The 13,459-nt window shown below is 41.6% G+C and carries 11 protein-coding genes and 3 pseudogenes; 5 read left to right on the top strand and 9 right to left on the bottom strand.

The features are described 5' to 3' along the window. The first annotated feature begins 370 nt into the window (after positions 1-370). Positions 371-1,465, top strand: a complete 1,095-nt coding sequence (locus V7728_RS09650) for an L-dopachrome tautomerase-related protein (protein ID WP_099566756.1) — start codon at positions 371-373, stop codon at positions 1,463-1,465. A gap of 633 nt (positions 1,466-2,098) precedes the next feature. Here the strand turns inward: V7728_RS09650 and V7728_RS09645 are convergent. After that, positions 2,099-2,245, bottom strand: coding sequence for a hypothetical protein (locus tag V7728_RS09645; RefSeq protein WP_164906834.1), 147 nt, complete (start codon positions 2,243-2,245; stop codon positions 2,099-2,101). Further along, complete coding sequence (locus V7728_RS09640) at positions 2,245-3,357, bottom strand: Rap family tetratricopeptide repeat protein (RefSeq protein ID WP_076424184.1); 1,113 nt, start codon at positions 3,355-3,357, stop codon at positions 2,245-2,247. Before V7728_RS09640 ends, V7728_RS09645 begins: the two co-directional genes overlap by 1 nt. Before the next feature lie 284 nt (positions 3,358-3,641). On the opposite strand from V7728_RS09640, the pseudogene V7728_RS09635 reads away from it, so the two are divergent. The 3 genes and pseudogenes from V7728_RS09635 to V7728_RS09625 form a co-directional block, all read left to right on the top strand. Continuing rightward, positions 3,642-4,844 (top strand): annotated as a pseudogene (locus V7728_RS09635) (ribonuclease YeeF family protein); the annotation flags it as partial. A 119-nt stretch (positions 4,845-4,963) separates the two neighbouring features. Then, complete coding sequence (locus V7728_RS09630; RefSeq protein WP_083673798.1) at positions 4,964-5,230, top strand: hypothetical protein; 267 nt, start codon at positions 4,964-4,966, stop codon at positions 5,228-5,230. A 53-nt stretch (positions 5,231-5,283) separates the two neighbouring features. Further along, positions 5,284-5,565 (top strand): hypothetical protein, encoded by a 282-nt coding sequence (locus V7728_RS09625; protein WP_059366950.1) that lies wholly within the window; start codon positions 5,284-5,286, stop codon positions 5,563-5,565. A gap of 55 nt (positions 5,566-5,620) precedes the next feature. Here the strand turns inward: V7728_RS09625 and V7728_RS09620 are convergent, their stop codons facing one another. From V7728_RS09620 to spoVK, 7 genes and pseudogenes are all read right to left on the bottom strand, one after another. Then, on the bottom strand, positions 5,621-6,037 hold the full coding sequence (locus V7728_RS09620) for a hypothetical protein (protein WP_059366952.1): 417 nt from the start codon (positions 6,035-6,037) through the stop codon (positions 5,621-5,623). Positions 6,038-6,155: 118 nt separating this feature from the next. Further along, positions 6,156-6,419, bottom strand: a pseudogene (locus V7728_RS09615) (peptidoglycan-binding domain-containing protein); the annotation flags it as partial. A 412-nt stretch (positions 6,420-6,831) separates the two neighbouring features. Beyond that, positions 6,832-8,166, bottom strand: a complete 1,335-nt coding sequence (glnA, locus tag V7728_RS09610) for a type I glutamate--ammonia ligase (RefSeq protein ID WP_007410365.1) — start codon at positions 8,164-8,166, stop codon at positions 6,832-6,834. Positions 8,167-8,223: 57 nt separating this feature from the next. Beyond that, the gene (locus V7728_RS09605; RefSeq protein ID WP_007410366.1) at positions 8,224-8,628 is read right to left on the bottom strand and encodes a MerR family transcriptional regulator; all 405 of its coding nucleotides are present in this window, start codon (positions 8,626-8,628) and stop codon (positions 8,224-8,226) included. A gap of 109 nt (positions 8,629-8,737) precedes the next feature. Further along, positions 8,738-10,003 carry a methionine gamma-lyase family protein gene (locus V7728_RS09600; RefSeq protein WP_012117612.1) on the bottom strand — a complete coding sequence of 422 codons (1,266 nt, stop codon included), beginning with the start codon at positions 10,001-10,003 and terminating at the stop codon, positions 8,738-8,740. A 16-nt stretch (positions 10,004-10,019) separates the two neighbouring features. Beyond that, the gene (gene hflX / locus V7728_RS09595; RefSeq protein ID WP_015239904.1) at positions 10,020-11,282 is read right to left on the bottom strand and encodes a GTPase HflX; all 1,263 of its coding nucleotides are present in this window, start codon (positions 11,280-11,282) and stop codon (positions 10,020-10,022) included. A 129-nt stretch (positions 11,283-11,411) separates the two neighbouring features. After that, complete coding sequence (spoVK, locus tag V7728_RS09590; protein WP_015417523.1) at positions 11,412-12,380, bottom strand: stage V sporulation protein K; 969 nt, start codon at positions 12,378-12,380, stop codon at positions 11,412-11,414. Between the two features lie 306 nt (positions 12,381-12,686). Between spoVK and V7728_RS09585 the strand changes: the two are divergent. Further along, positions 12,687-13,444: pseudogene (locus tag V7728_RS09585) on the top strand (N-acetylmuramoyl-L-alanine amidase). Positions 13,445-13,459 lie beyond the last annotated feature (15 nt).

Raw genomic sequence — 13,459 nt, 5'->3', positions numbered from 1 at the left:
TTTATATACCTCCAATTAAATCGAGCCTCTTATCCCCCTCCCATTTAAGACCTTTACATGATGGACAATTAAAGTGGTTTTATTAGTTTGTTGCCCGAACAAACTAACTTGATTTCATATTATAAAATCTTTTCTGCTTTTTCAACTCTTTTTTCAGAGAATTTAAAACCGACCAAAGGACATACCATGTTGTAATTGCCGACTGCTTCGACAGACGTTAAGTAAACCCCCCTGTGTCACCTGACTGATTTATTAAATGATAAGCACTTCCATCATCTTTTGTTTAGAAAAACTTAATAAGAAACATGCACTAGAAAAAATGCGAATCATATATAAGTGATATCCCGTTTAATTGGTTGAGGAGGATATTATGAAACCTATGCTGCCTTTTGAAAAATATTTTGGGGATTTAGAACTGGTTTATGCATTTTATGGAGCTATGCCTACCGGTGTTACTGTTTCAGAAACTGGTCGTATTTTCATTTGTTTTCCGAAATGGGGAGACGATGTTAAATTTACGGTGGCGGAGATAGTTGGGGATAAATTGCAGCCTTATCCTGATTTACAAACCAATTTGGTTAACCCTGAGAATATCAAAATGACTTTCATCAGTGTCCAAAGTGTAGTTACTGATGGAAGAGGAACGCTTTGGGTACTAGATACGGCGGCACCCAATTTTTCTGAACCAATTAAAGGCGGGGCAAAATTAGTCGCTGTTGATTTAAAAACCAATACAATCAGAAGAGTTTATACCTTTACAGAAGATGTTGTCCTTCCAACAACTTACCTGAATGATGTCCGATTTGATTTTCGTGTTGGAACTGCAGGTTATGCCTATATAACGGATTCTTCTGCCAAAGGACCAGGAGCTATTATCGTCGTGGATTTAGAAACCGGAAACGCATTTAGACGGTTAAATGGAGCAAATCCAACTTCACCGGATTCCTATTTTATACCGAAAGTAGAAGGCAAAATTTTGATGGATCGTAACAGGGATGGTTCAACTTCCCCATTTAGGCTGGCATCCGACGGTATTGCGATTTCTCCTGACGGAAAGGTATTATTTTTTTGTCCACTGACCAGCCGTCATCTGTTCTCGATCTCAACAGAAGCCCTGAGAGATAGAAATATACCGGACATGGATTTACTTTATCATGTGGCGTATTGGGGAGAAAAAGGCGCGTCTGATGGAATGATTACAGATGCAAAAGGAGCCATTTATGCCGGAGATTATGAGAACAATAGTATTCGAAAGATGCTGCCGAATGGCACAATGGAAACCATCGCACATGATCCGAGAATTTTATGGCCGGATACTTTTTCGATTGGTCCGGATGAATACTTATATGTCATCGTGAACCAATTACATCGGCAGGCTAGATTTCATTATGGAAAGGACTTACGACAGAAACCTTATAGTTTACTTCGTATCAAAATTGATGAATTTCCTGCTCCTGCTTTTTAAAAATAAAAATGGCCGGTTCAATTTTAGAACATAATTGGCTTCATTTAGCCTTCATCCTAAACCGAATAAGGGATTACAATAAATACGTGTCCTCAATTATGTAGTTAGATTCATAACTTCAATTTTTTTGGTCATATTTTGGTCAAGGACCAAAAATGTTGTTCTTTTAATCTTATGACCAAAACCAAAAAATCCCCTGACACCAATAGTGCCAAGGGATTGAGAGATTAATACTGAGACATATATTGTTCGCGCTCCCACGGATGAACCTGTGTGCGGATTATAACCTAGGCAATATTTCAATGTCAAAATGCATGATAAACGTTGAATTAAAAAGGTTTTGTTATTTCTCTTCGAATAGGAAATCATCAAGAATATTATATTTGTGGGTGTTTTGTGGGTGTCTTTGTGGGCGCCCCACATCTATTTCTTTTTAGATTTTTATTGTAATCTAAAGGTATACGTATAAAGAGATTAATTACATGTTTTCGCTTTATGAAGATGGGGTCTGATAAAAAGAGACAACTCCAATTATCATTAACACGATGACTATCCCTAAGATGCTCCATAATGTTATTTTAACGCCTTTTGTCATATTATGACCCCCATCTTTTAATTGAGACTTGTTTTTTATTATGTGCCGACTGGCTTTTCAGCTAATATATAAGTACCGACTGGCTTTTCAGCTACATGTTTATTAGAAAACCCCATAAAGCCCGCAACAGCTAACCCGCTCAAACAAGCAACAGATAATGCCGCAAAAAGAATTCTCTTTTTCATCAAATTCCCTCCAACTGCTTCATTTTCTTTTCAGCTAAAATAGCTTTATTAGAAAACTTTAGAGCCTCTTTATAAAGTCCCCTTTCTTCAAATTTTTTTGAAGTGATTAGAGCTAGATCGCGAATGCTGTCAAAGTCATTTTGTTCTGCTAATCTGTTCATATGACTGTGAATCCGATCAACACGCTCATTTAAAGGACTTTGTGAAAGCTCATGAATAATATTTATTTTAGCTTCGTATATTTTATTCTGTTTCTGTCTAAGATTTTCCTGTCCCTTTTTCAAATAATATGATGCTTTATTGTTTTCCCCCATCATCACCAGCTCTTTTGCGATCATATATAATGAATTTATATAATACGATGATCCACACCACTCTTTATTTCTTAATGCATGCTTAATGGCATTAAGACAATCTTGCGGCCGCTTCGCTTCTGAATATGTAATGCTTAAATTGTGATGAATCATAGCCACGAAAAATGAATCATCCAATTTCTTTGCCACTTTAATTGCTTGTAAATAATGTTCCTCCGATTTTTCGTATTGTCCCAATTCAGTGTAATTATGAGCAACCACCATTAAAGACGTCGCAAATTGCTTCAAGTAATTTTCATTATTCTTAAAGATATTCATCGCATTGGTTATATAATTTAACGATACGATGTTCTGGCCCAACATCATGTACATAGAGGCAACCTTTGAATAAAATTCTGCAGCTTCAATTTCATCCGGTATTAATGAAAGTTTTTTTTCAGCGATATTAAATAAACTTATGGCGCTCTCGAAATTTCTATTATATGACTCGAAAAGCGCTTCAAATAAATAAAAATAATATTCAATCATATGGTCTGTTTTTAGGATTTCATCAGCGTGGTTCTCATTAAAGTATGAATGAGGCGGCAGTTCCTCCCCTTTAACCTGATACAAAAGCATTTTATGCCTTTCTTCCAGCAGAGAATAATACATTAAAACCTCTTGATCCTCTTCCATTTCATCTAAAAGTGGTTTGATCTCTTCAAAATATTTCTCAGCAGACTCAGCGTCTTGTTGTTTTATCGCGATATACCAATCATTTAATATATTTGCAACTCTTTCAGAAGCCAGTTTACTCATACGATAAACCCCTCTTTCTGCAAATATTCTAAATTTTCTCAAACAACATTCTAGCATATGTTTAGCATAATATGTAATATATAGAAATAATTTTCGACATGCCGCAATTCCAATCAGATGAAAGGGCAATTCAACCTATTTTTTAAAGTTCGAATCGAAGGCTAAAAGTAAAAATAAACCAAACCAAAAGAACTATTTTGTATTTGGAAGTTTTGTTATGTATTTACTCCGGGTTTCATCGTGGTAAAATTTTGAATAACATTTTATCACGAAAGGATATGATCATGAAAATCATTGAAGCAACCACCCTGCTTTCTGCCGCCAAACAACGCGCAAACGAATACAAAGAATTGCGCAGCCAAATGACGAACCTGAAAAATGCGTTCCAAGGCATGGCAGACCTGGGCGACAGCGATTTTTCGGGCAAAGGCGCCGATAACATCAAAGCTTTATTTCAAGATCACGCTGGCGTCACAGATGAATGGCTGGAATTGATTGATATGAAAATTGCGTTTCTCACAAACATAGAAGCTATGATTGAAGATGCCGACCTTTCAGACTCTTATGTGGAAGAATCTTTCCTTGAACATGAATTGACAAACGCACTTGATAAATCAAAAGCGATTATGCAAGAGCAGCGCAACGAAATGAAAGGTATCCTTGATGAAATCGCAGATATACTGCCGCTCGATCTCTTTTCAACCGATAACGCGGATCAAAAATTAGATAATTCTGATACAACCCAAAAATTGGTGAGCTGGATAACAATCTTTCAAATAAATATGGGCTGTTAGAAGCTAATGAGGCGTTCATTATGGCAGATTTTCAGGCATTACAAGATGCGACAGGGAAAGGCAAAAACGCCACCCCGCTCAACTATAATGCCCAAGGCGTACCGGGAAAGTGAAATCCACCAGATGCAAGCAGGATTACATAAACAGTCGTCCGAATATCTTTCGTTCAAAAAGCAACAGGCTGATGAAAGAAGAATTGTAAAGGAACAGGAAGAGCTTGCGAACAGGCCTTGGTACGAAAAAACATGGGATGTTGTTTGTGATTTTACAGGTGAAGTTACCGGATATTATGATTATAAAAGGGCGGCTGATGGAGTTGACCCCGTTACAGGTGAAAAACTTACTGCCGGGCAACGGGTCGCAGCCGGGGGAATGGCTGCTGCAGGGTATATTCCGATTGTCGGGTGGGCCGGAAAATTAGCCAAAGGCGGAAAGGCTTTCTACTCAACGAGCAAAGCCATTTATAGGGCAGACAAAGCGCTTGATATCTATAAAACACCTAAGACATTCCCTGCCCTTCAAAACTCCAGCAAAGGACTTTATGGACTTGCATCTGCAAATGGTTTTAGTGAGGCTATAACTGGCCGGGATATGTTTGGAAATAAGATTTCTGAGGAGAGACGTGAGAACAGTTTTAATAGCGCTCTAGCTGCTCTTGGACCTGTAGGAGCAATTGGAACGGGAAAAGTATTGAAAGCAAGCACAGGAGCCGGCAAATCTTCAAACCTCTATCATGGGATAAAGATTTATATTCTACCAAAGCAGCTAACGGCTTAGGAAAATCACATATTGATCCGGAAACCGGAAATCTTGTGCCAATAAATAAAGAAGGTATATATAAAGGCAGACAAGTCACAGTAACAGAACATATTTTAGGAGGATATAGAGAAGCTCAAAAGTCCAATAGTCCGTACACCAATTTCACAATGAATAAAAATGTAATAACTAATTACGGTGATAATTCTATTGAATTGAATCTGCCGGCTTTGCGAAAGGCCATTCAATCAGGAGAAGTAAAAGGAGTAGCTATTTTATTTCCGAAACAAATTGAACGTCTAATTAAGAATGATAAGCAATAAGAGGCGAAATACCAAAAGAGTATTTTAAATTGCATCAAAAGGAGTCAAAATAGATGATTTTATATTTTAAAGGTACGAAATTAGGAGAAATTCATGATGTTTCCGGTGAGGGAATGTGGATGTATGGAATTCTAAAACCTGAAAAAGAAATTGAAGTTTTCAGGGATCTATTTAATGATCTTATAGATGAAGAAGGACAACTTGATGAAACTCGCTACGATAAAGAATGGTTAGAAGATGAAAATTGGTACATCATTGACGAGAACAGCAGCAAACGAGGAATCATTGTTCCTGCTGTTTACCCTGACGGAGCAATTAACTGGAGATGGAATTAATAAAGACTCAAAAAACTTATAGTAACTTTAAAAGGGAGCCATCGCTCCCTTTTTTTCACTGAATTACAGAACTTTCTAATGTGTATGATCCGCCAGTTTTTGCAGTGCTATATCCGGCAACCCTCATGCTATAAGTATAGCTTTTACTGACTGCAATAGTATACTTCGATAATTCTGAGGAATCATAAGAATTTACAAGAGTTACTTTTCCAGTATTTATATCTTCTTTGTAAATACTAACTTTTAACGGAGTTGTTGTACTATCTTTAGACAAATAAAACTTTACTTTTGTAGCTGCTCCCGGATGGAATTGCCACTCATGTCCTTCTTTAGCAGCAGCGGCATCAGCAAAAGATCCACTTACCTTGTCATTAAGAGGCAGTACACCTTTAAATTCATAGGCCGATGCACTTCCCATAGCAGTAAACATCAAAATCAGAACAAAAAACATTGATACTAACGACTTTTTCATTTCACATTTCCCCCTTTTAAAATTAAGTCACTGTAATAATACCCGCCTTCATTTAACAAATCCTCCCATTCGAATTAAACTTCATAAATTTGACACAATATGATAATAAAGGATACTACTAACTCCTGTTATCCTTCAATTTCTCTTCAATTTTCGCTTTTGTCTTAGGCCCATAAATGCCGTCAACAGTCAGACCATTTACTGACTGGAACCGCTTGACTGCATTTGCTGTTTTGGGACCATACACGCCATCAACACCGTTATTCTTTGTCCCCTTATCCGGGTAGAAATAAAGAGCCGCCAACGCTGTCTGTATTTGTTTTACGGCTGTGCCTCTGGTTAATGGGTTGGTGACTTTGAAAACACCGTCAGGCAGGGGGAATTTTGGCCTTTCCATCTGCTTAACCTTCAGTTCATTTAATATGAAAGAATCTCTGATTGAAGGAAACAGGCTGATACCAGCATCAACCGATTCCTTCAAAAATTTAAAGAAAAGTCTAAGCGTGGTTTTTCCACAAAAAAGAGGTTCAATTGGCTGTATCTGGAAAAGAAAAACGAATGGATCATCAAAACAAATAAAAAACGAGAATACAATATGGAGTTTATCAATAGCGATGACATACCTTTTTTTACGTGTAGCATATGAATGAGGATTATATCTCCACAATTATGGAGTAATTTTTATTGATTTTTTGTGGGTGTTTTGTGGGTGGTGTATGATCTATATTAAATTATTAAATTTGTTAACAAATCAAAAAATCCCCTGACACCAATAGTGCCAAGGGATTGAGAGATTAATACTGAGACATATATTGTTCGCGCTCCCACGGATGAACCTGTGTGCGGAACATATCCCATTCGATTTCTTTTGCTTCGATGAAGTGTTCGAACAGGTGCTCGCCGAGCGCCGCAACCATGACTTCGTTTGATTTGAATTCATCGAGAGCTTCCGCCAGTGTCGCCGGAAGATCTACGATGCCGTTTTCCATGCGCTCTTCTTTGCTCATGACGTAGATGTTGCGGTCAATCGGAGCCGGTGCTTCAAGTTTGTTTTTGATTCCGTCAAGGCCTGCTGCAAGCAATACGCTTAACGCCAGGTACGGGTTTGCCGCCGGGTCTACGCTGCGGACTTCAACACGCGTGCTGATGCCGCGGGAAGCCGGGATACGGATCAGCGGGCTTCTGTTTTGCGCGCTCCATGCCACGTAGCAAGGTGCTTCATAGCCCGGAACAAGGCGTTTGTAAGAGTTCACTGTCGGGTTTGTGACAGCCGTAAAACTTGTCGCGTGTTTTACGATACCGGCAATGAAATGTTTTGCTGTTTCACTCAGCTGAAGATCAGCGTCTTTATCAAAGAATGCGTTAACGCTATCTTTAAAGAGTGATAGATTGCAGTGCATACCGGAACCGTTTACGCCGAACAACGGTTTTGGCATGAATGTCGCATGCAGACCGTGTTTGCGGGCGATCGTTTTGACAACCAATTTGAAAGTTTGGATGTCGTCACAAGAACGGATGGCACCGGCATATTTAAAATCGATTTCGTGCTGGCCCGGAGCAACTTCATGGTGAGATGCTTCGATTTCAAAGCCCATTTCTTCAAGCTCAAGCACGATATCGCGGCGGCAGTTTTCTCCCAAGTCAGTCGGAGCCAGGTCGAAGTATCCGCCTTTATCGTTCAATTCAAGCGTCGGTTCGCCTTTTTCATCTAATTTAAACAGGAAGAATTCAGGCTCAGGTCCAAGATTGAAATCGCTGAAACCGAGTTCTTTCATTTCTTTCAGAATCCGTTTGAGGTTGTTACGCGGGTCACCTTCGAACGGCGTGCCGTCCGGATTGTAAATGTCACAGATGAAGCGTGCTACTTTACCTTTTTCAGCCGTCCATGGGAAGATTACAAATGTGTTCAGATCAGGATATAAGTACATATCAGACTCTTCGATACGGACGAAACCTTCGATGGAAGAACCGTCGAACATGCATTTATTATCAAGTGCTTTTTCAAGCTGGCTCACAGGAATTTCCACGTTTTTAATCGTTCCGAGAATGTCTGTGAATTGAAGGCGGATATACTTTACGTTTTCCTCATTTACTAATTTTACGATGTCTTCTCTTGTGTACTTTGCCATTTCGTAAAACTCCTCCTCTAAAAGGTAAATGTATATAGCAAAACAGTTGCTAACGGATTAATGAAAGAATCGGGACATGTCACCTTGGCGGAAAGTATTTCCCCGCTGGAAACGGCCTGCCTGCATCAGTTCGTTTTTCAGAAGCTTTCTGAGTTCGTCATCAGACAGATTGTGCTTCATCGGTTTGGCGGTTTTTTCGGATTTTTCTTCCGGTTCGGCAGATGCCTTATCCAGAATTTGTTTGATCCCCGCCATATTGACGCCTTGTTCAATCAGATTTTTGATTTCTAACAGTTTATCTACATCATGGAATGAAAATAATCGTCTATTTCCTTCGCTTCTCGCTGGAAATATCAATCCATTTTCCTCATAATATCGAATTTGCCGGGCAGAAAGTTCTGTTAACTGCATGACAATCCCAATTGGAAATAAAGGCATTGAGCGGCGAATGTTATCACTCATCTCAATTTCCTCCTTTTCTTATCTTAGTCTCATTATAGGTGATGTTATATTTTGTGTCAACACAATGTAAGGAATCTTAACATCAAATTCTTTGAAAATTGCAAACGGCCTAAATCAGCTCTTTTTCCATTAAAGCATTTACGGCGCTGCAAATCGCATTTTTCACGTGCGCGTAGGTTAATCCTCCTTGGACATACGCGACATAAGGCGGTCTGATAGGTCCATCTGCTGATAATTCAATGCTTGCCCCCTGTACGAAAGTGCCCGCTGCCATAATGACATCGTCTTCATATCCCGGCATATAGCTCGGATAAGGCGTCACATGCGCATTAATCGGTGAAGCATATTGTATCGCCTGGCAAAAAGCGATCATCTTATCAGGGTCCTGAAACTCAACTGATTGAATCAGATCCGTTCTCGGCGCATTCCATGCAGGGTTTGACGTAAAGCCGAGCTTTTCAAGAAAACGGGCGGTAAATACCGCTCCCTTCAAGCTTTGCGCCACTACATGCGGAGCGAGAAAGAAACCTTGATACATTTCCTGCAGTGAATAAAGCGAAGCGCCGGCTTCACTTCCGATTCCCGGGGAGGTCATCCGGTAAGAGCAGGCCTCAATCCACTTGGCTTTCCCTACAAGATAGCCGCCCGTTTTAGCAAGGCCGCCGCCCGGGTTTTTAATCAGGGAACCGGCCATAAGATCCGCTCCGACATGGCAGGGTTCCCGCTCTTCTGCAAATTCTCCGTAGCAATTGTCCACAAAAACAATGACATCTTCTTTGATTTCCTTTACGAAACGAATCATCTCTTCAATTTCATTTATTCTGAAAGACGGACGATTCGCATATCCTTTTGAACGCTGGATGCCGATCACTTTTGTATTCGGCTGGATTGCAGCCCGGACCGCTTCAAAGTCCACTCTGCCTTCTGATGTTAAATCGACTGCATTGTATCCGATTTGAAATTCCTTAAGCGAGCCTGAATACTCCCCGCCTCTTACTCCGACGATTTCCTCGAGTGTATCGTAAGGCTTGCCTGTGATATAAAGCAATTCGTCCCCGGGTCTCAGCACACCGAAGAGCGCGATTGAAATCGCATGCGTTCCGGAAATGATTTGCGGCCGCACGAGTCCCGCCTCTCCTCCGAACACATCAGCATAGATCTTCTCCAGTGTATCTCGTCCGATATCATCATAACCGTATCCGGTTGAAGGCGTAAAATGCGTATCGCTTACTTTATGTTTTCTGTAGCTTTGCAGGACTCTCCATTCATTCCGTTCACTGATTTCTTCTATTCTTTTATGAACGGCGGAGATTTCCGCTTCTGTTTCTTCGGCGGTTTTTTGTAAAAGAGCGCCGTGGGTCAGTGTGTCAAACATGTTGTGTATACCTTCCTTACATGAATTTCTTCAGTTCTCCGAGTATGCTTTGTTCTTCCTGTACATAACCTGAGACTTCGTAGCGTTCATTTTCTTCATTAAAATAAAGGCTGTCGATCATGGTCTCTGATTTGATGCGTGACATCAATTTGCCTTCGGCGGCAGGCACATGAACTTCATACGGCGTCATCAGCTCCCGGCGCAAATAAGCTTCGATTTCCGCTTTTAGTTTTGCTTCATCCCCGGCGATTCTGGCGCTGATCATGATGTGGCCTTCTCCCGCTGTCGGGATGAAGTCAGGAAGTGTCTCATCACGTTTGTTATAAGCGGTCAGCACCGGAATATCATCTGCCTCAAGCTCTTTTAACAGACCGAGGACCGTCTGTTCATGCCCGGCATAATCTTCATTGGATGAATCAATGACATGAATGATCAAGTCTGCTTCCTTCACTTCCTCAAGCGTTGAGCGGAAAGCGGCAATCAGCGTCGTCGGCAGATCCTGAATGAAGCCGACCGTATCAGACAAAAGGACACTGTAGCCGCTTGGGAGCGCCATCTTTCTCGTCATCGGATCAAGTGTTGCAAACAGCAGATCTTCTTCATAGCTGTCTGAGCTCGTTAATTGATTGAACCATGTTGATTTTCCGGCATTGGTATACCCGACGAGCGCAGCCTGAAGCACGCCGTTCTTTTTACGTCTCTCCCGATAACGGCTTCTGTGGCGGATAACCGTTGACAGCTGCACGTTAATTTCGTGTATGCGGTTTCTAATGTGGCGCCGGTCTGTTTCAAGCTTTGTCTCACCGGGCCCTCTCGTCCCGATTCCGCCGCCTTGTCTTGAGAGATTGATTCCTTGTCCGCTCAGACGGGGCAGCGCGTATTGAAGCTGGGCCAATTCGATCTGAAGCTTTCCTTCTCTCGTCTTCGCCCTTTTTGCGAAAATATCCAAAATAAGCTGCGTGCGGTCGATGATCTTCGCTTCAATTGCAGTGGCGAGTGATTTAAGCTGGCTCGGTGACAGTTCATCATTAAAAATGACCAGATCCGCTTCAAGCTCTTCACACAGCGCCTTCAGCTCGTCTACTTTCCCCTTGCCTATATATGTAGCGGCATCCGCTCTGTTCCGTTTTTGCGTAATCCGGGTCAGCACCGTTCCGTCAGCCGTTTTTGTCAATGAAGCAAGCTCTTCCATGGAATGTTCAAAGTGCTCATCTGTCATGTGCGGAAGCTGGCAGCCGACCAAAATGACCGTTTCTTTTTTTCCTTCCTGTTCGTTCAAATGGATGTTCCTTTCTGTGTCGTATTGGGCAGTAGTACTATCATACCAAACCCGCAGGCCGTATACCACACATCCGGCGGGTTTTAAAGAGAGAAATAAAAAAGAGACCCCTCAGACCGGCTGAGAGGTCTATTCGTGAGCTGCCGCCTCATCTTTTATAAGTAAATCCTGGCTCTTGATCGTCATTAAATCGTTTTTTAAGTATTGGTCTCCCATTAAAAGTCTCATGGCCTGAGCGCGGATTGATTTTTCAATCACGTTTCTGACAAAGCGCCCGTTGCTGAATTTAATGGGGCTTGTCGTGCTTTTCACTGTCATTAAGTAATCTTTTAACTTCCACTCGGCTTCCTGGCTTAATTGATACTCCCGCTCTGCTATCATGCGCTTTGCGATGTCCATCAGCTGAGTGACAGAGTAATCCGGAAAATCGATGCTGATAGGGAAACGCGATTGCAGGCCGGGATTTAATGACAGGAAATGTGTCATTTCTCTCGAGTACCCTGCCAGGATCAGAATAAATTCATGCTGTTTGTCTTCCATATGCTTGACAAGCGTATCAATCGCCTCTTTACCGAAATCCTTTTCTCCGCCCCTTGCAAGTGAGTATGCTTCATCAATGAATAAAATGCCCCCGAGCGATTTTTTAATCAGATCTCTCGTTTTTTGCGCTGTGTGTCCGATGTATTCACCGACCAGATCAGCACGTTCCGCTTCGATCAGATGTCCTTTGGAAAGCACGTTCATTTCGAAGAAAAGCTTGCCGATCAGTCTCGCGACGGTGGTTTTCCCGGTGCCGGGGTTTCCTTTGAACATCATATGAAGAGCTTGTTTTCCGACTTTAAGCCCTTGTTCGGCCCGTTTTTGGTTGACGAATATCCACGCGTAAATTTCTTTAATGTTGCGTTTCATTTCTTCCATACCCACTAATGTGTTCATTTCTTTTTCAATTTCTTTCAGAATGCTGTGCTTGGCTTCATTTTTTTGCAGGGCGGCCTGATATTCCGCCTCAGCTTCCGCATTTGTCAGCACTTGCTTTTGGCCATTAAGAATGATGTTAATTTGTCCGTTATTTTTATAGGTTACAGCGCGCTCCAACATGCTCACCTCTCTGTTCTCTCTTTATCTTACTCATGATGAAGCGGTTCCGTGACATCCGCCTATCATCATGAGACCCGTTTTCCTCTTTATCTGTCACTTTTTCCGTTCTCTTCGGGAATGATGTTGAATCCTGCGCTTTCCCGAGAAATATTTTTCATTTCTTATTGTATTCAGCAGAAACGGGAGGACAAACCATTTATTTTTATTTTCCGGGAAATGTTGGGTATATTTCTCATTTTTTTTATGAATGACAGCCGTACAAGCACTATTTGAATATCATCATATGCTGTAATGAGGTGATGGAGAATGGTTAAAATTTTTATAGACCCCGGTCATGGCGGAACTGATTCAGGTGCAACCGGAAACGGACTTCAGGAAAAAGCGGTCACGCTGGAGATCGCGCTGGCTTTGCGCACGATTCTGACGAATGAGTATGAAGGAGTTTCTGTCACGATGAGCAGGACAAGCGATAAGACGGTCAGCCTGACGGAAAGAACGGATGCCGCCAACAGCTGGGGCGCAGATTATTTTTTATCCATTCATATTAACTCAGGAGGCGGAACCGGATTCGAAAGCTATATTTACCCCGGTGTCGGAGCGCCGACCTCGACTTACCAATCAGCCGTCCACACGCAAGTGATTCAAGCATCAGGTTTTAATGACCGAGGAAAAAAAACAGCCAACTTCCATGTGCTGCGGGAGACAAGTATGCCGGCGATTTTGACGGAGAATGGTTTTGTTGATACGTCAGCTGATGCAAACAAACTGAAAACAGCCAGTTTTATTGAAAGCCTTGCAAGAGGACATGCCAAGGGCTTGGAGCAAGCTTTCGGTCTAAAAAAAAAGCTGACTTATATAAAGTGCAAATCGGTGCATTCAAAGTGAAAGCAAATGCTGATGCGCTTGCCTCCGATGCGGAGTCTAAAGGTTTTGACGCGATTGTGCTTCCAAAAGGCGGCTTATTTAAAGTGCAGATCGGCGCATTCTCTTCCAGAGATTACGCTGAAGCGTTGGCAGCGCGGGCCGAAAAAGCCGGATTTGATGCCTTCATTGTGCAAGACTAAATGAAAAAACCCCGC

This window comes from Bacillus sp. JHAA, assembly GCF_036961585.1.
Lineage (GTDB): Bacteria > Bacillota > Bacilli > Bacillales > Bacillaceae > Bacillus > Bacillus velezensis.
Note: the sequence above shows the minus strand (reverse complement) of the source record. Positions and strands in the feature narration are given on the sequence as shown.